This window comes from Anoxynatronum buryatiense (genome assembly GCF_900182905.1).
Taxonomy (GTDB): Bacteria; Bacillota; Clostridia; order Peptostreptococcales; family Tindalliaceae; genus Anoxynatronum; species Anoxynatronum buryatiense.
On the sequence record NZ_FXUF01000002.1, the window covers coordinates 288,122 to 311,876 of the forward strand.

Here is a 23,755-nt window from a genome sequence, read left to right on the forward strand (position 1 = left end):
AATTTGACGGAAAGAAGTGATGATATGAAATCAGATGCATTCAGCTTTGCCAGCGACAATTGTGCGGGTGTACATCCGACAGTCATGGCGGCCATGGCGGCGGCCAATGAGGGGTATGTACACTCCTATGGCGATGACGTTTATACCGGAGAAGCAGTGGCAAAAATTAACCGCCTATTCGGAGGAGAAGCTTCTGTTTTTCTGGTATACAACGGGACTGGTGCCAATGTCACCGGCATTTCTCACCTGATTCGCTCGTATCAAACTGTTTATTGTGCTGCTGCTGCCCACATTCATGTGGACGAATGCGGTTCCTTGGAGCATTATGCCGGATGCAAAGTGGTGGCACTGCCCTCTGATGACGGTAAAATAACACCAGAAGCGATTGAGCCTTGCCTGGTAGGAATTGGAGACGAGCACCGCTCACAGCCCGGGCTGATCTCCATTACACAGCCCACTGAATATGGAGTACTCTATACTCCTGATGAAATTCGGCAGTTAGCTGATTTTGCCCATAGCAGCGGAATGAAACTTCACATGGATGGTGCCAGAATCGCCAACGCATCAGCTGCACTCAACTTGCCGCTGGAACACTTCACCACTGCGTGTGGCGTTGACCTCGTCTCCTTCGGAGCGGCAAAAAATGGAATGATGTTTGGTGAAGCGGTGGTATTTCTGGATCAAGAGGCGGCCAGGGCATTTCCCTATGTGCGCAAACAGGGCATGCAGCTGCACTCGAAAATGCGTTTTATGGCTGCTCAGTTTATCGCCATGCTGACGGATAATTTGTGGCTTGAAAATGCCCGCCATGCCAATGCAATGACGCGCCGCTTGTATGAAGGGCTGTGCCATATCAATGAAATCAAGGTGACGCGGCCGGTGCACTGCAATGCTATTTTTGCCTGTTTTCCAAAGGAATTGATTGCTCCCATGCAGGAGCGGTTTCATTTCTATGTCTGGGATGAATCCATTAATGAAGTGCGTCTGATGACCTCCTTTCAGACGACAGCAAAAGAAGTGGATGCTTTTTTGACTGCATTGGTTGAAGAAGCGGGTAAATCAACAATAGAAGGGGTAAAAGTAAATTAACCCGAAAAGTTCAGGTGTTACCCAGTACAGTCGAAAGGAGGCATTCCTATGAATTTCGAAGGATTTGAACAATATCTGCGTCAGCAGGGAATCTGTACTGAACATGAAATCAGAGAAGTCATCGCCCGAATCAGTTGGGTGGAAACCACACTGAACATTAGCCTTGACCATTTAACCAAAAACGAAGCAGAACTGCTGGCTTTTCGGGATACATTGCTGGAAATCATTGGTTCCGAAGAGAAAACAGAGGATTTTTTCCGGGCATTACGCTCCTACTATGACTTTCATCAAGGTCTTTCATAAGAATGATCCACCTGTGACAATCTGATTGACAAACCAACCATAACAGGTTAATAAACGTAAAGGATTGATCAGACAGCATGAACAGCCTCACCATCGTTGGATATACATTTGTAGGGTTCATCATATTTTTGCTGGTGATTTTCTGGTCAGGGTTAAAGCGACCAGTCAAATCCCTTGCCCCCGACTTGCCTGATGTAATCAATGCCGAACAAAGCGCAAATATCAGAGAAGAGTCCATTGGCATGAAGCGTGCCCACTTGCCTGTACCGGTTCGGGACCACTTGGTATCGGTTTTTCCTGAAGGGCAACCCTCAACAACAACAGCAGTGGTATGGGGTATAGCCCGCTACCGGATTTCCGGGTTATGGATGCCGCTTCGATATGAAACCTGGTGTCAATCGGGAAATGCCTTTCTCAGACACTTGACTTTTTTCTGGCACGGAAAAACCATCATCAAAGGCATTGATTTTTTTCTTGACAGCATTGGTGCATTACAGGCTAACGGAGTGATCCCAATGAATGAAAGTGGAAAGAAAGTGACTGAAAGTCAGTGGATCAGCTTTTGGGCAGAGAGCTTGGTGCTGGGCCTGGTGGACCTGGATGATGATCGCCTGAAGTGGAAAGAGGCTGAGACAGGGTCGGTACTTCTGGAACTGCCGCCTTTCTCGGAAAAAGAGTCATGTGATGCCTGTTTCCTTCATCTGAGGTTTCATGCCAAAACAGGAAGAATTGAAACCATTAAAGCCCAACGATATCAGGGACAACTGGCAACGGAAAGAATCTCCTGGTTTCTTCATGTGAAAAAATGGCACCAGCATGAAACCAACTGGATTCCCGAGTATACCGTTCGGTGGGGAAATCAGCGGAAGCCTTGGTGTCATTACCGGGTGGATGGCATCAGACGGGATGTTCCTGTGGATGAAATGTTTCAGCAGGTTAAGCCTCACCAATATGAAAAAGACAGACTTCAGAGTAAAAAACGGGGAAAACAGCGGATAAAACGTTAAAACCACAATGTTTAGAGTCGTACCAGTCAAAAGCCCTTTAGGTGAACCGCGTCAGGTTCACCTAAAGGGCTTTTAATTTGGAAGATGGCTGGTGTCAAAATCAGCCATTTCATGTACATATCAGATCACTGATAAGAACTGAGGACAAATACCCCGAAGGTGAAAGACAAATAGCCTTGACGAACCGGGACAATATTTGTAAAATAAAGTAAAGTCAGACATTATCGAAAATCGTGAAGTTGACTCGAACTTATGCGAAATGGTTAGATATTTAACAAACAATTTGGCGGCTTTCAGTATGATGACGAAAGCAGCACCTATAAGATAAGGAGGGGGCGAATGCATCCATTATGGACAACAGCTTTTCAGGAAACTTGGGATGATTGTCGGCGAAGATACGTTGATTTTAAACCTGTCGGTGAACGATTAAAAGAACTTCACTGTCAGGCCCGTCAATGGGACCAAAGTGAATCACTGCTGCAAGAAGATCATTTAAAAACACCGGTCATTGCCAGACAGTTTCCTGATTACTTCAAGAGGGTCATTTTGCCCGTATTTTCTCAGAATGAGGCGACAGCATTGGCACTTGACGAGTTTGCCGAAGCAATGGATCAATGGCATCTGGAAGATCCCGGAGTAGAAACCCGGATTCCGCAATGGTTGCAACAACTGCAACAACAGGCCATGCATCTTTGCAAACCGATACAGCCTGATTTTGTCACACTCATCGTCTCCCTTTCCCTGGCACATCTTTATCGATCGATCCCTGCTGCTAAACCTGAAACGCCTGCCGGTGCGACGCAGTCAGGCGTTTGCCCGGTTTGTGGGTTGCCGCCCCACTTCGCAGCCCTGGTGGAAACAGAAGGGTACCGGCAGATGGAATGCTGGTTGTGCGGTGAACACTGGCCTTTTACCAGACTTGAGTGCCCTTATTGTGGAGAACATCACCCGGAGAAACTGGGGTATTTCACGGTGGAGAAAATGGAGGTATGTCGAATACATTTCTGTCACAGTTGCCAGGCATATTTAAAGGTTTTTGACACCAGATCACTGGCACTTAAAGATCCGTGTTTATGGGTGATGCATCTGGCCACACTTATATGTGACGATCTGGCAGCTGCCGAAGGCTATCACCCAGGGTCTGAAATGGAATGGCATCAATGGATGGTAATGGAGTGAAACAACACAGGCGAAGAACAAACAGGAGGTGAAGGCAACGTATGGAGGTAACCAGAAGACAGTTTCTAAAAGTCAGCGGGACAGCAGCTGCGGCAACGACGCTTTATGGAATTGGATTTCGTGAGGTGGCTCATGGGACTTATCGGCGGTTTCGGCTGCATTATGCCCATGAAGTCACCACCATATGCCCGTTCTGTTCGGTGGGGTGTGGCATTATTTGCCATGTGAGGGAGGGCCAGGTGGTCAATACAGAAGGTGATCCAGATCATCCCATTAACGAGGGCGCTCTCTGCAGTAAAGGGAGTTCTCTGTTGAACATGGCCTATGTGTACGATGAAAAAGGAAAACCGGTGCCGAATCCCAGTCGGGTTACCCAGGTACTCTATCGACGGCCGGGTGGTGCCGATTGGGAAACTGTGGATTGGGACTGGGCACTGAGAACCATTGCCGCCCGCATCAAAAAAACCAGGGATGATACTTTCATTACCCAAAACAGCCAGGGTGTTCCTGTCAATCGAACGCCGGCCATTGCCTGGCTGGGGAGTGCCATGTGCAACAACGAAGAAAACTATCTTTTTCATAAAATGACCCGTAGCTTGGGTCTGGTGAACATCGATCACTGTGCCCGTCTCTGACACTCCTCCACCGTCGCCGGTCTCGGCGCCACATTTGGCAGGGGAGCCATGACGAATCATTGGATCGATTACCAGCATTCAGATGTGATGATGAACATTGGTCTTAACACGGCAGAAAATCACCCGGTATCCATGAAATGGATTCAGAAGGCCAAAGACCGGGGCGGAAAGCTGATTTGTGTAGATCCCCGGTTCACTCGAACCGCTGCCATGTCAGACCTCTATGTTCCCATTCGTCCGGGAACCAATCTGGCTTTTCTCAACGGGATGATCCAGTATGCACTTGAAAATGACCTGGTGCATCATGAATATCTCATCAACTATACCAATGCCGCATATTTGGTAAATGAAGCCTATCATTTTGAAGACGGAATGTTCTCAGGGGCCCGGTTAATGGATGACGGTATTGGTGGAGAAAAAGTGGTGTACGACAGGACCACCTGGTCATACCAGTCAGATGAAGCTGGACAGGTGCTGTCAGATGAAACCCTGGAAGATCCCCGCTGTGTCTATCAGCTGATGAAACAGCATTTTCGCCGTTATGACCTGCAAACAGTCAGTGAGATCATCGGCTGTCCGCTGGAAACACTACAGGCATGTGCCGCATTGTTCTGCAGCACCGGGAAACCTGAAAAAGCCGGCAATATTATGTATGCCATGGGTATTACCCAGTTTACCCACGGGGCAGAGAATGTAAGAGCCATCGCTATTCTTCAGGCAATTTTGGGAAATATGGGACGACCGGGCGGTGGTGTCAATGCCCAGCGGGGACAATCAAATGTGCAGGGTTCCACCGATATGGCCATGCTGTACCATATCATCCCCGGGTATATGCCGGTACCCAGCGAAAGCCTCCATCCCACGCTGGAAGCTTATCATGCCACATCTCCCGGCGGATATTGGGCAAACCGGCCCAAATTTATGAACAGTCTGCTGAAAGCTTTCTGGGGAGAACACGCCACCCCTGGTAATGATTATGCTTATGATTATCTTCCCAAGATTGATAAAGAGCGGTCTCACATTGCCACTTCCAAATACATGGGAGACGGTGAGATCAAAGGAATGGTCTGCTGGGCAGACAATCCGGCGGTGGGCGGCCCCACAGCTGCACGCAAACGGAAAAATTCAGCCAAGCTGGACTGGCTGGTATCGGTGGATATTTTTGAGAATGAAACAGCCACATTCTGGAAAGAGCCCGGCGTTAACCCTGAAGAAATTGACACTGAAGTCTTTCTGCTGCCGGCGGCACTTCACATGGAACGGGACGGGAGCATCAGCAACAGCGGCCGATGGATTCAATGGCGGTATGCAGCCGGTACCCCGCCGGGTGACTGTCATTCCGACCTTTGGATTGTTGACCGCCTGTTCCGGGCCGTTCGGGATGCCTATCAGGTGGATGGTGGCGTCTTTCCTGATCCAATTCTCAAGATGAACTGGGATTATGGCGAAGATGCTTCTTCGGCACGGGTGGCCATGGAAATCAACGGGTATGACACACGCACGGGGGAACTGCTCACCAGCTTTGCCCAACTGCAGGATGACGGCTCAACAGCCGCCGGATGCTGGATTTATGCCGGCTATTATGCCAACGAAGAAGAACCTGCCTGCCAAAGGCGTATCAGGGAGACGGAAGGTGTGGGAAACCATCCGGAATGGGCCTATGCATGGCCCATCAACCGGCGTATTCTCTATAATCGCTGTTCCGCAGACCCTGCCGGCAATTCCTGGAATCCTGATCTGCCGCTATTTCAATGGAACGGCAGTGGATGGAACCGGTATGATGTGCCGGACTTCAATGCGGCTCTGTTGCCGGAAGAGTCTGCCCGCAACGCCTTCATCATGACAGGCGAAGGCAGGGCACGGCTTTTCAGTAATGGCATGGTGGAAGGGCCTTTCCCCGAGCACTATGAACCCTGGGAAAGTCCGTTGGCCAACCGGGTATCATCTGTTCAGTTTAATCCCTGTTCTACGGTCTGGTACCCTGACGACCGGGCAGACTATGCATCGGGTGCCTTCCCCCTGGTGGCCACCACCTATCGGCTGAGTGAGCATTATCAGACAGGTATGATGACCCGGAATATGCCCTGGCTGGTGGAAACCATGCCGGAGCTCTTTGTCGAAATCAGTCCAACTCTGGCGGCGGACCACGGCCTCGTCAGCGGTGACCAGGTGGTGGTTTCCAGCCAGCGTGGTGAGTTTCAGGCCCCTGTATGTGTGACGCCGCGGGTGAAATCATTTCAGGCGGGTGGTAAAACCATTGAAATGGTGGGGATTTTATGGCACTGGGGATATGCAGGACTTTCAAAAGGACCTGTCACCAATGATGTGGCACCTTCCATCGGCGATGCAAACACCACCATCCCTGAATATAAGGCATTCCTGTGCCAAATCAGAAAGGTGGTGTAAGGGATGAAAAAATCCATTCTTATTGACACTTCCAAATGCATGGCCTGCCGTGCCTGTCAGGTGGCCTGCAAGCAATGGAATCAGCTGCCTGCGGATGAAACAACCTTCACAGGCACCTATGAAAATCCACCACGGGTATCGCCGGTCACCTGGATGCGCATCACTTTTCAGGAAGAAGAAACAGATCAGGGGGTAAAATGGTTTTTTGGCAATCAGCGGTGCATGCATTGTACCGAAGCTGCCTGTGAAATCGTCTGTCCCGTGGGAGCCATCCATCATACCGATGCTGGAACCGTCGACATTGATTTTAACAAATGCATCGGATGCAACTATTGCGCTGCCAACTGTCCCTTTAAAGTAATCAGCTTTGACCGAAAGACAGATTTGCCCACAAAATGCACATTCTGCTATGATCGTCTGGCCAATGGATACCAGCCGGCCTGTGCCAATGCCTGTCCCACAGGGGCCATTACCTTTGGCGATCGTGGCGATCTCATTAATCGGGGCAGCCGGAAAGTGATGAGCCTCCAGGAGCAGGGAAATTCCAGGGCCACCCTTTACGGACTGGATGAACTATCAGGAACAGGCATGCTTTTCATACTGGAAGATGTCCCCACTCATTATTATTTGCCGGAAAATCCTGTGGTATCACTGCAGGCACGACTCTGGAGTCTGCTGTTCAGACCGCTGCGTATTTTTGTGGTTCTGGCCATGGGCCTGGGATTGTGGTCAAATTATCAAAAAAGCACTCAATTAAAGCGACGAATCATTCAACAGGAACACAGGAAGCCGGGTGCAGATGAGTCTGCAGGCTAATGAATCAAAGGAGGTGACATTGTGAAAGCCAGAACCTTTCAGGGGGGTGCGCACATCCCCCATTACAAGGAATATACTGCACATCTGCCCATACAGCCGATGGCCATTCCCGATCATGTGGTGATACCACTGCTCCAGCATTTGGGAGAAGCCAATGAATCGCTGGTAAAGCCGGGAGATCGGGTCAGGGTGGGAGATAAAATTGGCGACAGTGATGGTTTTTTCTGTGCACCCGTACACGCCAGCATCAGCGGCGTGGTGGAAGCTGTCGATATGTTCCCCTGTTATGCAGGCGGCGAACGGTTGGCCATTAAAATTCGAAGAGAAGGGGAAGAGCAGTCATTTGCGATTACCGATCAAATCAATCCCAGTGAACAGACACCGGAGGAATTACGCCGGATGATTCGCGAAGCAGGCCTGGTGGGAATGGGGGGCGCTGCCTTTCCCACTCATATCAATATCAGTCCCCGGTCTCCCGTGGACACCTTATTAATCAACGGAGCGGAATGTGAACCCTTTCTCACCTGTGATCACCGGCTGATGCTGGAGCGTTCAGATGATTTGATTGCCGGAGCAGTTATTATGATGCGTTGCATTGGGGCCAGCCGTTGCTGCATTGGGATCGAAACCAATAAACCGGATGCCATTGAGTTGTTGAAGGAAAAAACAGCCGGAAGGAACGATTTTGAAATTGTACCGCTGGAAGTCAAATATCCCCAGGGCTACAAGTCACATCTCATTAAAGCAGTGACAGGCAGAGATGTTCCCCGGGGTGCCCGTTCTGCAGATTTGGGGTGCGTGGTACGCAATGTGGGCACCACAATTGCCGGGTATGAAGCCGTGGCATTGGGCAAACCGGTCATTGAACGGGTGGTGACTGTCAGTGGTCCAGATATTCCACAGCCTGGCAATTTCACGATGCGCATTGGGACACCTGTCGATTTTATTTTGCAGCAATGTGGTGTTTCCAAGACAGATGGTTACAAAATAATTTTGGGGGGACCCATGACCGGAGTGGCCCAGGAAACTTTGACATCCTCCATTGTCAAAAGCACAACAGGTGTGTTGGTACTACCCGCAGAAATGACATATGAAGAGGAAGCTTTCACCGACTGTATCCGCTGTGGAAAATGTGTTGAACATTGTCCCATGATGCTGTATCCCAACCAGCTGAGCGTTTATGCCGAAGCGGAAATGATGGATGAATTGCTGGAATGGAATGCGATGGACTGCATGGACTGCGGCATTTGCGCTTACTTATGCCCTGGCCGGCGACCCATTGCCGATATGATTCGCCGGGTGCAGCCGGCGCTGAAAAAGAAACAGCAGAAAAAAACCGGATAGAAAGGAGGATGTACATGGAACAGCAACGACTGGTCATAACACCGGCGCCGCATTTGAAATCTGGAGAAAGTGTGGGCAAAGCCATGAGAGACACGATGATTGCCCTGGTGCCTGTCACACTGGTGGCCGTCTATTTCTTTAAAGCTTATGCCATCTTTCTCATAGTTGTATGTATGGGAACGGCGGCATTGACCGAAATCGCATTCCGGCGCTTCAAACATCAGCCTCACCGTCTGAGAGATGGCAGCGCTCTGCTGACGGGTTTGTTTGTTGCCCTGTGTTATTCGGCCACCACTGCCTGGTGGAAGGGGGCACTGGCCACCTTCATCGCTGTTGGAGTCGCCAAGGAACTGATGGGTGGTTTGGGATGGAACCGCTTCAACCCAGCTCTTTTTGGGCGCGTAGCCATGATTCTGCTGGGCCCCTGGTTTGTGGACATCGGCACTGAGTTCATGCGTTGGAACGTCAATTTTGGTCCGGTGGATGTGATGACCCATGCCACACCGCTGGCCATGCTTCACCAGGGATTGGAAATGCCGGCGGTGGGAAGTCTGTTTTTGGGATTCCCCGGCGGTGCCATGGGAGAAGTTTCACCCCTGGCGCTGCTTATTGGCGGCGGTTATCTCCTGTATCGAGGTCATATTAACTGGCGCATTCCTGGCTCCATTTTGTGTACGGTTTTTGTTTTGGCAGCCATCACCGGCCAGAACCCGTTCTTACACTTGGTGACGGGCGGGTTGATGCTGGGTGCGTTTTTCATGGCGACTGACTGGGTGACCAGTCCCATTACCGAAAAAGGCAAGGTGGTCTTTGGAGTTGCCATCGGTGTATTGATTGTTGTCTTCCGAATTGGATTAGCGCCAACAGAAGGGGTGGCTTTTTCCATCCTGATCATGAACGCATTTGTCCCCACCATTGAAAAAATGACCCGCCGTCTTCCTTTCAGCGAACCCCGAAAAACAGCGGCGAGACACATCACCCTGCCAGAATCAAATATCTGAAGCTGATTTGAAGACAATGGGATTTGGTCTGGGCAGCTGACACCAACGAGTTCTACAAGGCTGCCCTTTTCTACATCATTTGTGGTCAATAGTACGAACAACCCTGTATCGCAACAGGGTTGTTTTTATAACCGGGAATAAGCTCCGGGTTGTGAGACAAGGGGTTCTTTGATACAATGAAATCGCTGAAGAATTCAGAAATCATCATGAAAGAGGTGGCCCCATGATCTTGTCGGGAAAAGAAATTCATGCACGAATGGGAACAGATATTTTCATTGAACCCTTTAGTGAAAAACAGTTGAATCCCAACAGTTACAACCTGAAGCTCCACGATGAGCTGTTAACCTATGACAGCCCTGTATTAGACATGAAGACACCTAATCCCACCACCTCGCTGATCATCCCCAAAGAGGGCCTCCTGCTGGAACCTGGGCGGCTTTATCTGGGCAGAATTCAGGAACATACCAAAACCTTTAACCTGGTACCCATGCTGGAAGGCCGCTCATCCATTGGCCGGCTGGGATTGTTTATACATGTCACCGCCGGATTTGGAGATGTGGGTTTTTGCGGGTACTGGACCCTGGAAATTTTTTGCATCCATCCCATTCGTATTTATCCTGATGTGGAAATCTGCCAGATTTATTATCATACCATTGAGGGAGACCATGAGCCCTATCACAATGGCAAGTACCAGAATAACACCGGTATTCAGCCCAGCATGCTCTACAAGGATTTCGAAAGATAATGGATAGTTGCCGGATACTCCTATGAGTGCGGTAATCTCCCGGTGAAAAGGGTATGATCCTAACGAAGGAAGCACATCGAAATTGAAGGAGGGCTTAAGATGACAGAAGATCTGCGGGCAAGAGACATCATGACGACCGATGTGGTGACCGTTACAGCACATGATACCGTTAATGATGTCATTGAACTGTTGATGGAGAAAAATATCAGCGGGCTGCCGGTTGTGGATGAAAATAGTCGAGTGATTGGCATTGTGACTGAGGGTGATTTGATTTACAGAAGTAAGAAACTGGAAATTCCCCGCTATTTCACCATACTGGACAGCTATATATTTTTGGACAACACCAAAAAAATGGAAGAACAGATTCGAAAAATGGTAGGGTACCGGGTGGAAGATATCATGACCCGTGACGTGGTTATTGTGGATGTGGACGAAACGGTGGAAGAGATCGCCACCATTATGACGCGTAAGCAGGTGAATCGGGTGCCGGTCACAGAAAACGAAAAACTGGTGGGAATTGTCACCAGAAGAGACATTATTCGTGCCTATGCCAGTGATCTGGAACATGAAAAGAAAATGTAGCTGAAATGGTTTGGCAGCATCCTTTACTTTCATATCATATGATTCTCTGGATAAAATGGCCTTCGAAAGCCCATTTCAAACTGTAGACAAAATAAGATGAAGACAAGGGATCTGGTAAAGGACAGCCTTGGAAGTTTGGAATCAGCTGGCCTGAACAAAGCCTTTCGTCTTCAATCTCAAATGGCCTTTGATCAGGCCATTTTTTATGGAGAAAACACATACTTTGTGAAGTGAATGATTGATATTGTATTAACAATTCACATCGATGAAAGATGTCGAAATAAATTATCATGTTAATCTAGACAAGTATTTAACAAAGCAGTACAATAGGGGAAGGAATAGTTCGAAATAAGGAGGATCACCATGACGAGAAAAATGGGCGGGTTTGTTTTATTTGCGGCCACCAGCTTTGCTTTTCTGGGAACGGCCGTGGTACGTCAGGAGAACATACTTCATGCGGTTATCGCGGTGGCACTGGCAGTATTGGCCGGCGTAGCCCTGAAAGATCATTTCGGCGAGTTGAAAGGTTAGGGGGAGAGTAACACATGGACAAAGCAAAAATGCAAACGTTGGCCTGTGCCGTTGCAGGTGTCATGATCACCTGGTTTATTAACCATCAAATGGGCTACGGCGCCATCATTGCCAATGGCATGGTGGGCGTGGTGGCTGCGGCCTTATTACCTGCTCCTTTGGCAGGTGCCACTTATACGGCTTCTTTTGTCGGTATGTCAGGCCTGGGAGTCATTCCATCCTTTTTCGCATCTCTGGTGGGTGGCGTTGTGGTTGGATTGGTACTTGCGTACACTCCTGAAATTTACGCCGGGATCGGCGGCAAAGGTGGAACCACAGCAGCATTGTCGGCGCATATCACCCGGGCAATTATGAACCTTTTCAGTTAGGAGGAGTACCATGGAAGCTGTGATCATTTTACTTATATCAATTTTTGCGGGAATGGCAGCCTATTATATTTCTGTCGTGATGGGTAAAGGTGGCGTGTTTGGATCCGCAGTGGTGACGTTGGTGGCGGGAGTACTCTTTCGTTATCTTGAGGTGGAAGGGATCATTGGGATCACTGGGCTGGCAGTGGTGGCTACCTGTGCCAGTTACGCAGGCATGGTGGCCCAGAAAAATGTGGCCAACCTGAAAGAAATGGCAGTGGTGGGACTTTTTACAGGCGCGTTGTATATTGCCGGAGGCACTACTTATGTGGGTGTGGGTGGAAGATTAGGGGTGATAGCAGCCATTGCCTGTTATGCATGGATTGGTTTGAAAAAACTGACCGGCAAGGGATTGGAGGCACCAAAAGCCAATTACTAAACCGGTATCATCAACTGCCTGAACAGATGGGTGCCTGGTTTTTTTGACGCCCATCATACTGAATTCGACAAAAACACTTAATAAAATGATGACACGCAAAGGTTTTTCCATTTATACTGGAGAAACCTTTATTTCTGTTTTGTCACCCGTGTGTTCATATGTTATACTAGGTTGTGGTAGGTGTGAATGAAAAAATCAACAGATAATCGGGGTGTTTTCAGTGTCTGACCCATCAGAAAGTAAAGTGAAGTATTATGGAATTCCTTTCGTGCTCTTATTTGGCTTCTGGCTGATTCTCTCTCCTGGCATTTCCGCTCAAACCGTTTTTTTGGGTGGTGCTGTGAGCCTGTTGGTGGTGATCTATTCCAAAGACCTGCTCTTTCATGAAGATGAAATGCCATTATATCGTTTAAAACATTTTTTAAACATGATGCACTTCATTGGAATCCTTTTGGTTGAAATTGTCAAGGCTAATATTGATGTGGCGAAAATAGTGCTTAATCCAGCGCTGCCCATTAAACCTCAGTTTATTAGGGTGCCTATGATGCTGAAAAATGATATGAACAAAGTTATTTTTGGCAATTCGGTAACGCTGACGCCGGGCACACTGACAGTGGATATAGATGAAGATGGTTTTATCATCCATGCACTGACAGACGAAGCGGCAGAAGCCATGAAAGACAGCTTTATTGAAACCTGGGTGGTCAGACAGGAGGAAAGCGAATGAATACTGCCTTTATCGCCACATCCATTGGGTTGGCACTTTTGACTTTTTTCTGTCTTTACAGAGCTTATGCAGGTCCCACGGCGGTTGACCGGGTGGTGGCCATCAATGTGATTACCACCAAGGTGGCGATGCTGATTGCACTGCTGTCCATCATCACTGGTCAGGAAATTTTTGTGGATGTGGCACTGATCTATGCCATGATGGGATTCATCGCCACTATTTGTGTGTCCAAATATATTGAAAAAGGGAAGCTTTATTAGGATAATTGATGAGTTGAGGGTCTGACTGACGCTCAACTTTTTGCAGCATAAATAGGCCACCCGGGAGGATTAAAAATGATTCAGAATGGACTAATTGTGATACTACTTGTTGGCGGTATCTTCTTTTTTCTGGTGGGTACGATGGGCTTACTGCGTTTGCCCGATGCATTTACGCGAATGCATGCCACCACAAAATGCGATACATTGGGAGCAGGGCTGGTACTGGTGGCACTCATTGTACACCAGGGTTTTCACATGATCAGCCTGAAGTTGCTGGTCATTCTTGTTTTCATCTGGATCACCAATCCCACGGCGGCGCATATCATTGCCAAAGCAGCCTATCACTCTCAGGAAAAACCGTCGGAAGTAAAAGTCATGGGAAAGGAGTGATGCCGGAATGGAACTGCTGAATGTAATCCTTGTGATTTTTTTGATTCTCTGTGCCATTGCTGTTGAACGTACGAAAGATTTACTTAGCGCGGTGATTATCTTTGCTGCATACAGTCTGGTGATGGCAGTTCTGTGGCTACTATTGCGTTCGCCGGATGTTGCCATGACAGAAGCAGCCATTGGGGCAGGTGTGACGACCATTATGTTCATTGCCGTCATCAGTCGAACCAGGAGGATGGAAAAATGAAGCAAATACTGATCTTTTTAGCACTGGGTGGCATGCTGGCCATCATGATTTCCAGTTTCATGCAAATGCCTCCCATGGGAAACCCTGACAATCCGTCCTACAATGAGGTGGCTCATCATTACCTCGACCGGTCCCTGGAAGAAACTCAGGCACCCAATGTCATCGCGGATATTATTACAGATTACCGTGCCATTGATACCCTGGGCGAAGCCACCGTGCTTTTTACATCCATTGCAGCTGTGTTGACGGTGCTTTCAGGAAAAGATAAAAAGCCTGATGGAGGTGGAGTGCATCATGGATGATTTAATTGTCAAATCTATCAGCCGGATGATCATCCCCTTTATCCAATTGTATGGTATTTTTGTCATTTTTCATGGGCATCTTTCCCCGGGAGGCGGTTTTCCAGGGGGGGCCATTCTTGGAGCCAGCATCATTCTCTACACACTGGCCTTCGGTGCTCACAAAGGGCATTTGAAGATGCCTCACCATCTGTCAAAACGACTGGAAAGCGGAGCGATACTCTGGTATATTTTTCTGGGACTGGTGGGAATCTGGACAGGGCATCTTTTCCTGACCAATCGTGCAGCGGGATTTTTCATGGGAGAACCTGGTGAAATCCTCAGTGGCGGGTTTATTCCATTGATTACTGTAGCCATCGGGCTTAAAGTGGGCAGCACCATCATTACACTCTTTCATACTATGATTGAGGAGGAGCATGACGCGTGACTTTCCAATTTATCGTTCAAAACATCAACTATATCGGTTCCTCATTTCTTTTTGTCATAGGACTTTATACGGTGCTGACGCATCCCAACCTGATTAAAAAGATTATTGGAATAAATATTATGGAGACGTCCGTCTTTCTTCTTTTCGTATCCATTGGATTTATTCAGGGAGGGCAGGCACCCATTCTGAACTTGGATGGTACGCCGGCGGTCTATGTGAATCCACTGCCCTCTGCCCTGATTCTGACAGGTATTGTAGTGGCAGTCAGTATCACGGTATACGGACTGAGTATGATCATTAAAATATATGATGCTTATGGCACCATTGAGCTTGACGAAATCATGCAGATAAGGAGTGAAGAGGCACATGATTAGCATGCACCTGCCGGTTTACCTCCTGATGCTGCTGTTGGGAACAGCTCTGATTATTCCGTTGGCAGAAAAGCTGACGAACCTTGAAATTAAAATCTATCTGTCTTATTCCCTGGCGATCGCCTCGTTGTTTTCAGTTTCCAGCTTGGTCCGTGTGCTGCAACACGGTGCCTACGCCTATCACTTTGGACAATGGCATCCATCCATCGGAGTCGAGTTTTTAGTGGATGAGTTTTCTGCTGCCATGACAGTATTGGTGATGATTCTGTCCACTTTGGTCATTGTCTATTCTTTCCGTGATGTGGAACATGAAATTCAGCCGGATTTGGTATCTGGCTATTATGTGTTGATTTTTTTAATGTTGTTCTCCATGGTCGGAATGATATTAACCAACGATCTGTTTAATTTATATGTTTTTATGGAAATCCTGTCCCTGACTTCCTGCGGCATTGTTTCCATCAAGCGAAAAAAGGAAAACCTGATGGCCAGTCTCAAATATCTGATGCTGGGCACCATTGGGTCAGTGTCTATTTTGCTTGGAATTGCTTTTTTATATATGGTTACCGGAACACTCAACATGACGCTTAATTACGATTTAATTCAGGCGGCCTGGCAGATTTACCCCCGCAATATTCTGGTAGCCCTTGGTTTTATCCTCACAGGTTTTGGTATCAAAGCGGCAGTTTTCCCCCTGCATACCTGGCTGCCTGACGCTCATTCTACCGCACCAACACCTTCCAGTGCGCTGTTGTCAGGTCTGGTGGTAAAAATCTATCTATTCGGGGCCATTAAAATGCTCTTCCGGGTCATTGGCATGGATATTATCACTCAGGTGGATATTCCTCTTTTCATGACTTACTTTGCCATGGTGGGCATGATCATGGGATCGGTTTTTGCCATCGGACAAAAGGATATTAAGCGCATATTGGCATATTCCAGTGTGGCACAGATTGGTTATATTGTACTGGGGATTGGACTGGCCACTGAGAGCGGTCTGTCGGTGGCTCTTTTTCATGTGGTGACCCATGCCCTTATGAAATCAGCACTGTTTCTCAGCGCTGGTGCCGTGATTTACCAAACGGGCAGAAGAGATGTGCGGGAGTTGGAAGGAATCGGATACCAGATGCCCATTACCATGTCGGTCTTTACAATTGGCGCACTTGGAATGATCGGCATTCCTGGAATCAATGGATTCATGAGTAAATGGTACTTGAGTTTTGCAGTGCTGGAGGCTGGACGCCCCCTGGTGCTGCTGGTGATCCTTCTCAGCAGTTTCCTAAATGCCGTTTATTATCTTCCCATTATTATCAGTGCATTTCTTCGGGAACGGGAAGACCATAAAAATGTGCTCATAAAAGATGATTTACCATTGACAATGACGGGACCGATGGTGATTATTGCCGGCTTGTGCATTTTGTTTGGGTTTTTCCCTCAGCTGGTGATGAATATTATTCAGCAGGCGATGCAAACTTTCATGTAAGTGCAGTCACGAAGTGATGTGATGAGAGAATGATTTGTGAGACGGAGGAAAGAAAATGGTGTCAGAGGAAACCGGCCGACAGTCACATGTCGGAAAACCGCTGAATAAGTGGTATCATCGGATTATGAACTACTTTTGCATCAGTTGCATTATTATGTTTGCCATTACGCTCCTGCTGGTGGCCGCTTTTATTGTAATGGTACTGGGACGAACAGCAGAGGGAATAAATCCAAATCTGCCTGGTTTTCTCACTGGCATGGTGAAATTGTTGGAACCACTTGCTGCATATCCATACCTGCCCCTTTTGACAATTTTTGTGCCCTTGCTTGGAGGGCCTGTGGAAGCGTTCATTGGCAAACGGTCAGAGAATTTTCGTGATTTCACGGTGGTTTTCAGCACATTTGGCACTTTTGTCCTCATACTGGCCATGTACCCTCAGGTGGCAGAGGGTGGTATCATCAACACCATTCCCGGCGTTTTCGGTTACGGGCTCCATTTCAGAGTGGATATGCTCAGTTATATCATGGTGAGTACGGCAGGGATCCTGTGGCTCATGGTGAGTATTTACGCCCACGAATACATGGGCATGGAGCAACACCGTGACAGATTTTATCTTTTCATGTCCATCACCTTCGGCGGTGTTCTCGGAACAGTGATGGCAGCAGACATTCTTACCATGTTCCTGTTTTTCGAACTAATGACCTTTAGCTCATACTTATTGGTGGCCCATAATCAGTCTCCAGATTCAATTCTGGCGGGAAACAACTATATTTATATGGGGGTTGGTGGTGGGCTGTCGGTGTTGATTGGCATGATTCTGCTGCTTTTCAATACCAATCACCTGGATTTCGTATTCCTGGCAACAGAGTTGAACGAACTGGGATGGCTTCAGTATGCCATTTCCGGGCTTTTCATCATCGGGTTCGGCATCAAGGCCGGTATGCTCCCCCTGCATATTTGGCTTCCAAAGGCGCATCCCGTGGCACCGACTCCGGCAAGCGCCTTGCTGTCTGGCTTGCTCATCAAAATTGGCGCATATGGTCTGCTAAGAATGAGCACCAGTTTCTTTATGCCTGCGGCAGAACTGATTTCAGATAAAACAGATCCGCTTTGGTCTTTGTCAAAAAATATGGGTGTTGTGATCATATGGATTGGGATCATCACCATGGCGGTGGGTGTCTTTATGGCACTGCAACAGGGAAATATGAAAAAAATGCTGGCATATCACAGCATTAGTCAAATGGGATACATTGTCATGGGGATTGGAGTGGCTTCCTATCTGGGTTACATAGGAGCCATGGGATTTGCCGGCAGTATTTATCACACCATCAACCACGCATTTTTCAAAGCACTGCTGTTTATGGTGGTGGGTGTCATTTATCTGCGTACCCATGAACTGGATATGTACAAGCTGGGAGGACTCTGGCGGCAAATGCCCTTTACAGCGTTGGTGTGTCTCATTGCAGCATTGGGAATCACAGGTATGCCCGGCTTTAATGGATTTGCCAGCAAATCCATTCTCCATCATGCCATCGTGGAAGCCTATGAGTACGGACATTCTTCTTTTAGATACGCTGAAATCATCTTTACCATTGTCAGTGGCGGTACCGTCTGTTCCTTTATCAAGCTGTTTTCCTATGCTTTTCTGGGAAAATGCCCGGAAAAATATCAGCAATTGCCCAAAGAGGGTAATGGCATGATGCAAATGGCCATGGGAGGGCTGGCGCTGCTGATCATTGGAATTGGAATGGCACCAGGATTCATCATGGATCAGCTGATTATACCGGCGGCATCCGGATTTACTTATGACGCTTATTTCATCAACAAATACCTGGTGGGAATGAATTTTTTCAACGCAAAAGATATGATGGGCATGGTACCCGTCTACTTGCTGGGAATCGGTATTTTTGTTGCAGGCCGTCAATTTGATCTATTTCACCTGCATATGCCAAAATGGATGGATTTTGAATTGATTTTGTACAGACCGATCTATCAAAATGTCCTGCGATTATCCAGAGGGATCACTGCGCATTATGAAATGAGAACCAATAATGCTGATGTGTACATCTACGCCCTGATACTTGTCACCAGTCTCTTTTTTCTGGCTGGTTATTTTAGATAGCTTCGGCAGCCGTTGGACCGGCGCCTTTCGAAAGGAGCATGACCATGAACCTGGCTCGCCTGATTATCCAAATCGGACTGCCATTCCTGTTTGTTGCATTTATAGCCTTAGAATTGTTGATCCTGCCCCTGATTGAAAAAGGCCATCGTACAGTTCGACGAAATGCTGCCAAAGGATTCATTCTATTAACCACTGCGATGTTTCTCTTCACGCTGCCGGAAATTTTACTGGAACCAATTGTCTATCGAATCGGCGGCGTTTTTGACTATGGCGTTTTTTTTCGGGTTGATTTGCTGAATTTTCCCCTGTTGATGCTGTCGGGGCTTCTTTTTCTTGTCATTGGATTCTACAGTCGCGAAGACATTCATTATCTGTTCTACACCGTCACTTACATCGCCACCATCGGAACGCTTCTGGCCGGTGACTTGCTGACATTCTTCCTGTTTTTTGAAATCATGACCTTCAGTTCATATGCCCTCATGGTGTACCATCGGGGTGACGAGCAGCTGGAAGCTGGTTTTGTATACATCTATATGGGGATTATCGGTGGTCTGATGATCCTCAGCGGCATTTTACTTTTATCAGCCTATACAGGAACTTTTCAGTGGACCAATTTAGCCGTTCGGTTCAGTGAGCTGGGAATGATCAAATACCTGATTGGTTTCTTTTTTGTCGCTGGTTTTGGTATCAAGGCAGGAATGGTACCTTTCCATTTTTGGATTCCCCGAATTTATGACGGAGCCCCCATTGCGGTGGCCGCTCTTTCATCCGGTGTGCTGATAAAAGTGGGTGCATATGGTATTCTAAAGGTGGTTTCAGTGATTTTTTCGGTGGATATCAGCAGAGGTCTCCAGTTCTACCCCATGCTTTGGCGTGTTTCTGAGCATATCGGCTTTGTGATCATTTGGATGGGCATTCTTACCATGATTGTTGGTGTTTTTATGGCACTTCAACAGGGAAGTACTAAAAAAATGCTGGCCTATCACAGTGTCAGTCAGATGGGATATGTGATTATGGGGATTGGTGTAGCAGGCTACCTGGGCTACATTGGCCCTATGGGCTTTGTGGGAAGTCTTTATCACATGCTGAACCATTCTCTTTTTAAAGTCCTGTTGTTCATGGTGGCAGGGGCAGTATTTTACCAGACAGGTGAAACCAATATGTACAATATGGGTGGTTTGTGGCGAAAAATGCCCGTCACCGCATTACTCTGCTTCATAGCTGTACTGGGAATTACCGGCATGCCCGGGTTCAATGGCTATGCCAGTAAAACCATGCTTCACCACGCCATTGATGAGGCCTTCAAATACGGGCACCCTTCTTTTGAATATGCTGAGTGGGCATTCAAGGTGGTGAGTGCCGGCACCGTTTGCTCCTTTATCAAATTTTTCTATTTTATCTTTTTACGTCGCCAGCCTGAAGGATTTGGTGAAGAAGCCCGTGACTCCAAGCGCATGGCAGTATCCATGGCGGTATTGGCTGTGTTCATAGTTTTCATTGGGCTGTTTCCCAATTGGCTTCCAGAGCAAATACTGATTCCGGCAGCAATGGCTTTTTCCTATGACGCTGGATTTATAGGTAATTACCTGACGAACATGAATTTCTGGACGGTGAAGGATCTCACCGGCATGGTGGTGATTTACGCACTGGGTTTTGCCATGTTTCTGGTGGGGCACCGGTTCCATTTGTTCCACCTGAAGTTGCCTGCCTGGATGAATGCAGAGAAGTTTATTTATACACCGGTCACCACTGTTTGTGAAAAATTTCCGGAGTTTTGCGTAACCCGGTATGAAAAGCCCATTATCTTTGGAGATACACTGATTTATGCCTTGATTCTTTGCGTCATCATGGGTGCATTGGTGATTTCCAGGCTGGTCTTTTAGTCGTTTTATCTCATTGGTCATCGAGTCATTGGGTCAATAGACCTGCAGGAATACATGGAAAAACGTCGAAAAATTGTCAGCATGAGACTGGTGAGCGGTAACTCCGGCCAATCTTAATCTTTTGCAGAAATGAGTGAGGCGATGTTTTTCAAAAAGTGTCCCAAAATCCATTTTGATCCAGAAGTGGTCAAGGCGGCTCAACTGCCACTGCTTTCAAGAGATGCCCAATGGAAAAAAATGACCGATGGTATACGCAATCGAAAAATGACACAATTGATGCAGGAGACAGAAGCTGTTCTTCAGGAACAGAAACAGCTGCAGCAAAAAATCAGACAGCTGAAAACGATGAAAAAGCAGCTGACACAGGAAATTTTGGAGCATTCTTACACCCTCAACCAAAATGGGAATGACTCCTCCAATATCCAGCAGATGGACATAAAGCGAGATACACTGCGTAAAACATCAGAGGAACTTGAAAGTGCCTATGAACGCTTGGAATCACTGCCAGACCGGCTTGAGGCTGTTAATTTACAGTTGCTGGAAGAAACAGCGAGTGCCGTCTGCCGGCAGATGCTTGAGAGTGATGAACAGAATCAGAAACTGGATCAACAAATCCGGGAACTGCGGGATAAATTGAATCAGCTGCGGGAAGAAAAAGAACAGGTGACAGAGCGGCTGGAAACTTGGTATTCGTTTTTGCATCATCTGGTGGGGCCCAAAGAAATGGAAAAGTTGGACAGTCAGATAGCTTTTCAACCGCAACCGGACCGGCAGAAACAGGTGAAAAAATGATTATAGCTATAGGCGTTGACATTGTTGAAATCAGCCGCATTCAAAGGGCCATGGAAAAAAGTCCCCGATTTTTGGAGCGCATACTCAGGTCCTCTGAAATCAAGCGGCTCATGGATAAGGGACTGCCCGTATCATCTGCAGCAGGTTATTTTGCAGCAAAAGAAGCTGTGAGTAAAGTGCTGGGTACTGGAATTGGAAAAATCGCCTGGCATGAGATCGAAATCTGTCATGATGATGCGGGTGCTCCAGGGGTGACCCTTTTTGGCAGTGCACGACAAATTGCAGATAGAAAAGGAATTGATCAGATCCTTGTCAGCATTTCTCATGACCGGTGTTCGGCCATTGCCACAGCACTGGGACAAAAGATGGATACGAGAGGATGAGTGTGATGCAACCGGAACAGCTGCACAGGCCTGTGTGGGCAGAAATCTATCTGGATCATCTGGCACATAATCTGAATCAAATCAGGCAGCACCTTTCACTGGAAACGCCCGTTTGTGGCGTCATCAAAGCCAATGGCTATGGCCATGGGGCGGTTATGATGGCTCGGGAACTTGAACGGTTAGGGGCAGCGCATTTGGCTGTGGCAACACTGACTGAAGCCCTGGAATTGCGAAACAGCGGTTGTGAAATGCCCATTCTGATACTTGGATATACACCGGAAGATAAGGCTGCACTGGTGATCCGGCATCGACTGAAGCAAACTATTTATACCCTGGATCAGGCGAAAGCTTTCTCCCAGGCTGCGGTGGCAGCATCACAAAAAGTTTGCCTGCATCTGAAGGTTGATACAGGAATGTCACGCTTGGGATTTCAGGTTAATGACCAGGCGGCTGATGATATTGCCGAATTGTGTCAGTACCCAGGCATTGAGGTTGAAGGAATTTTCACCCATTATGCAGCAGCAGATGATGCCGATAAAAGCGAGACCCACAGCCAGCTGGATAAATATCAATGGATGCTGAAAGCGCTTGAAAAACGTCGTTGCAGCATCAAAATGAAACATACTGCCAACAGCGCGGCTATCATTGACATGCCTGAAACTCACATGGACATGGTACGTGCCGGCATTATGCTTTACGGCCTTTATCCCTCAGCCGATGTGGATCATTCCCGGATTAAACTGAAGCGATTAATGGCACTTAAAACCCGTGTGGCTCATGTGAAAGCCATTGAACCGGGCACTGGGGTCAGTTACGGGTTGACATACCGCCCTTCAGATCAGGCTGTCATTGCCACGCTTCCCGTGGGCTATGCCGATGGTTTCGCCAGGTCACTCGGCGGAAAAGCGGAAGTGATGATACAAGGGAAAAAAGTGCCGGTGGTGGGTCGCATTTGCATGGATCAATGCATGATTGATGTGACGGGTCTTGATGTCAAACGGGGTGATGAAGTGACGCTGTATGCATCCACGTCAGACAAAGGCGATACGGTGGATGATGTTGCCAGAAAGTTGGGAACTATCAACTATGAAATCACCTGCATGGTCAGTCGGCGAGTTCCCCGGGTGTACATCCGCCAGGGTGTGACAGTGGCTGTATGGGACCCATCCCTTGAAATGACAGTTGGTTGACAGGTTAAAACCCCTTCGGGTATAATAGCGTCAACGAATGTCTGTTGCGGAGGTGCCTGATGAAAAATCATGAAAAAGAGCTGACCATACGTTTGCCGGAGAATATGCTGCAGGAACTGGATGTATACAGCCATCTTGAAAACAAGAACCTCAATGAGTTTATTCGGGAAGCGGTCCAGCAGATTCTTTGCGAAAAAAACCGATGTCAATTACATGAGAACATGCGCATTGGTTACGAAGAAATGGGCGCCATCAATCTGGCACTGGCAGAAATCGGTGTCTGCATTGAACGTACATTGCTGGAAGAGTATGAATTGCGATGCCCCGAATGGAAAGAGGGATCATGTTAAAGCGTGGGGAGATCTATTATGCTGATCTGAGTCCTGCCGTTGGTTCTGAACAGGGTGGTGTCAGACCGGTCCTCATCGTGCAGAATGATATTGGGAATAAATACAGCCCGACGGTGATTGTGGCCGCCATCACCACACAGATCAACAAGGCAAAGCTACCCACCCATATTGAAGTCAAAGCGCCTGATTATGGTCTGTCAAAAGACTCAGTTATTCTGCTGGAGCAGATTCGAACCCTTGACAAACGGCGCCTTCAACAACGGCTTGGACAAATTGATGATGACATGATGGATCAGATAAACCAGGCGTTACTGATCAGTCTGGGGTTAATTGATTTTTAAGGCTTAAGATCCGCTGTTCTTAGGCCTTTTTTGCAGGGCAAAATCAGCAGCAAATCATTTGAAAAGGCG

Annotated in this window: 28 protein-coding genes and 1 pseudogene; all 29 read left to right on the forward strand. The window is 47.7% G+C overall.

Translation table 11 applies throughout. From position 1 onward, the window contains the following. Positions 1-24 precede the first annotated feature (24 nt). Entirely contained in the window at positions 25-1,089 is a 1,065-nt protein-coding gene (locus tag QOL74_RS04030; RefSeq protein ID WP_283408155.1) for a threonine aldolase family protein, read from the forward strand. A 48-nt stretch (positions 1,090-1,137) separates the two neighbouring features. Beyond that, entirely contained in the window at positions 1,138-1,392 is a 255-nt protein-coding gene (locus tag QOL74_RS04035) for a hypothetical protein (RefSeq protein ID WP_283408156.1), read from the forward strand. 77 nt (positions 1,393-1,469) lie between these two features. After that, complete coding sequence (locus QOL74_RS04040; protein WP_283408157.1) at positions 1,470-2,399, forward strand: DUF6544 family protein; 930 nt, start codon at positions 1,470-1,472, stop codon at positions 2,397-2,399. Positions 2,400-2,738: 339 nt separating this feature from the next. Next, positions 2,739-3,578 (forward strand): formate dehydrogenase accessory protein FdhE domain-containing protein, encoded by an 840-nt coding sequence (locus QOL74_RS04045; protein WP_283408158.1) that lies wholly within the window; start codon positions 2,739-2,741, stop codon positions 3,576-3,578. Positions 3,579-3,619: 41 nt separating this feature from the next. After that, entirely contained in the window at positions 3,620-4,213 is a 594-nt protein-coding gene (locus QOL74_RS18540) for a twin-arginine translocation signal domain-containing protein (RefSeq protein ID WP_283408159.1), read from the forward strand. A gap of 12 nt (positions 4,214-4,225) precedes the next feature. After that, positions 4,226-6,619 (forward strand): annotated as a pseudogene (gene fdnG, locus QOL74_RS04055) (formate dehydrogenase-N subunit alpha); the annotation flags it as partial. Positions 6,620-6,622: 3 nt separating this feature from the next. After that, positions 6,623-7,435 carry a 4Fe-4S dicluster domain-containing protein gene (locus tag QOL74_RS04060; RefSeq protein WP_283408160.1) on the forward strand — a complete coding sequence of 271 codons (813 nt, stop codon included), beginning with the start codon at positions 6,623-6,625 and terminating at the stop codon, positions 7,433-7,435. 21 nt (positions 7,436-7,456) lie between these two features. After that, positions 7,457-8,779, forward strand: coding sequence for an electron transport complex subunit RsxC (gene rsxC, locus QOL74_RS04065; RefSeq protein ID WP_283408161.1), 1,323 nt, complete (start codon positions 7,457-7,459; stop codon positions 8,777-8,779). Positions 8,780-8,793: 14 nt separating this feature from the next. After that, positions 8,794-9,780: an RnfABCDGE type electron transport complex subunit D gene (locus QOL74_RS04070; RefSeq protein ID WP_283408162.1), complete on the forward strand. Its 987-nt coding sequence runs from the start codon at positions 8,794-8,796 to the stop codon at positions 9,778-9,780. A gap of 223 nt (positions 9,781-10,003) precedes the next feature. Next, positions 10,004-10,525: a dCTP deaminase gene (dcd, locus tag QOL74_RS04075; protein WP_283408163.1), complete on the forward strand. Its 522-nt coding sequence runs from the start codon at positions 10,004-10,006 to the stop codon at positions 10,523-10,525. A 99-nt stretch (positions 10,526-10,624) separates the two neighbouring features. Continuing rightward, positions 10,625-11,107 (forward strand): CBS domain-containing protein, encoded by a 483-nt coding sequence (locus QOL74_RS04080; protein ID WP_283408164.1) that lies wholly within the window; start codon positions 10,625-10,627, stop codon positions 11,105-11,107. Between the two features lie 363 nt (positions 11,108-11,470). Beyond that, positions 11,471-11,638, forward strand: a complete 168-nt coding sequence (locus tag QOL74_RS04085) for a hypothetical protein (protein ID WP_283408165.1) — start codon at positions 11,471-11,473, stop codon at positions 11,636-11,638. Between the two features lie 14 nt (positions 11,639-11,652). After that, a complete protein-coding gene (locus tag QOL74_RS04090) occupies positions 11,653-12,006 on the forward strand; it encodes a hypothetical protein (protein ID WP_283408166.1) in 354 nt (117 codons plus the stop codon). Between the two features lie 10 nt (positions 12,007-12,016). Beyond that, positions 12,017-12,424, forward strand: a complete 408-nt coding sequence (locus QOL74_RS04095; RefSeq protein ID WP_283408167.1) for a hypothetical protein — start codon at positions 12,017-12,019, stop codon at positions 12,422-12,424. 220 nt (positions 12,425-12,644) lie between these two features. Next, entirely contained in the window at positions 12,645-13,151 is a 507-nt protein-coding gene (locus QOL74_RS04100; RefSeq protein ID WP_283408168.1) for a Na+/H+ antiporter subunit E, read from the forward strand. After that, entirely contained in the window at positions 13,148-13,411 is a 264-nt protein-coding gene (locus QOL74_RS04105) for an MrpF/PhaF family protein (RefSeq protein WP_283408169.1), read from the forward strand. Before QOL74_RS04100 ends, QOL74_RS04105 begins: the two co-directional genes overlap by 4 nt. A 75-nt stretch (positions 13,412-13,486) precedes the next feature. After that, complete coding sequence (gene mnhG / locus QOL74_RS04110) at positions 13,487-13,801, forward strand: monovalent cation/H(+) antiporter subunit G (RefSeq protein WP_283408170.1); 315 nt, start codon at positions 13,487-13,489, stop codon at positions 13,799-13,801. A gap of 7 nt (positions 13,802-13,808) precedes the next feature. Continuing rightward, positions 13,809-14,048: a hydrogenase subunit MbhD domain-containing protein gene (locus QOL74_RS04115; RefSeq protein ID WP_283408171.1), complete on the forward strand. Its 240-nt coding sequence runs from the start codon at positions 13,809-13,811 to the stop codon at positions 14,046-14,048. Beyond that, entirely contained in the window at positions 14,045-14,350 is a 306-nt protein-coding gene (gene mbhE / locus QOL74_RS04120; protein WP_283408172.1) for a hydrogen gas-evolving membrane-bound hydrogenase subunit E, read from the forward strand. Before QOL74_RS04115 ends, mbhE begins: the two co-directional genes overlap by 4 nt. Further along, positions 14,343-14,774 carry an MnhB domain-containing protein gene (locus tag QOL74_RS04125; RefSeq protein WP_283408173.1) on the forward strand — a complete coding sequence of 144 codons (432 nt, stop codon included), beginning with the start codon at positions 14,343-14,345 and terminating at the stop codon, positions 14,772-14,774. Before mbhE ends, QOL74_RS04125 begins: the two co-directional genes overlap by 8 nt. Then, on the forward strand, positions 14,771-15,148 hold the full coding sequence (locus QOL74_RS04130; protein ID WP_283408174.1) for a cation:proton antiporter subunit C: 378 nt from the start codon (positions 14,771-14,773) through the stop codon (positions 15,146-15,148). Before QOL74_RS04125 ends, QOL74_RS04130 begins: the two co-directional genes overlap by 4 nt. After that, positions 15,141-16,625, forward strand: coding sequence for a complex I subunit 5 family protein (locus tag QOL74_RS04135; RefSeq protein ID WP_283408175.1), 1,485 nt, complete (start codon positions 15,141-15,143; stop codon positions 16,623-16,625). Before QOL74_RS04130 ends, QOL74_RS04135 begins: the two co-directional genes overlap by 8 nt. 55 nt (positions 16,626-16,680) lie before the next feature. Next, positions 16,681-18,747 carry a complex I subunit 5 family protein gene (locus tag QOL74_RS04140; RefSeq protein WP_283408176.1) on the forward strand — a complete coding sequence of 689 codons (2,067 nt, stop codon included), beginning with the start codon at positions 16,681-16,683 and terminating at the stop codon, positions 18,745-18,747. A gap of 44 nt (positions 18,748-18,791) precedes the next feature. Continuing rightward, positions 18,792-20,630 carry a complex I subunit 5 family protein gene (locus QOL74_RS04145; protein ID WP_283408177.1) on the forward strand — a complete coding sequence of 613 codons (1,839 nt, stop codon included), beginning with the start codon at positions 18,792-18,794 and terminating at the stop codon, positions 20,628-20,630. 141 nt (positions 20,631-20,771) lie between these two features. Further along, complete coding sequence (locus QOL74_RS04150) at positions 20,772-21,422, forward strand: hypothetical protein (RefSeq protein ID WP_283408178.1); 651 nt, start codon at positions 20,772-20,774, stop codon at positions 21,420-21,422. Then, entirely contained in the window at positions 21,419-21,805 is a 387-nt protein-coding gene (acpS, locus tag QOL74_RS04155) for a holo-ACP synthase (RefSeq protein ID WP_283408179.1), read from the forward strand. The genes QOL74_RS04150 and acpS overlap by 4 nt, the downstream gene beginning before the upstream one ends. A gap of 5 nt (positions 21,806-21,810) precedes the next feature. Next, on the forward strand, positions 21,811-22,995 hold the full coding sequence (gene alr / locus QOL74_RS04160) for an alanine racemase (RefSeq protein WP_283408180.1): 1,185 nt from the start codon (positions 21,811-21,813) through the stop codon (positions 22,993-22,995). Positions 22,996-23,054: 59 nt separating this feature from the next. After that, entirely contained in the window at positions 23,055-23,345 is a 291-nt protein-coding gene (locus QOL74_RS04165) for a ribbon-helix-helix protein, CopG family (RefSeq protein WP_283408181.1), read from the forward strand. Next, positions 23,339-23,686 carry a type II toxin-antitoxin system PemK/MazF family toxin gene (locus tag QOL74_RS04170; RefSeq protein WP_488153919.1) on the forward strand — a complete coding sequence of 116 codons (348 nt, stop codon included), beginning with the start codon at positions 23,339-23,341 and terminating at the stop codon, positions 23,684-23,686. The genes QOL74_RS04165 and QOL74_RS04170 overlap by 7 nt, the downstream gene beginning before the upstream one ends. The last annotated feature ends 69 nt before the right edge of the window (positions 23,687-23,755 follow it).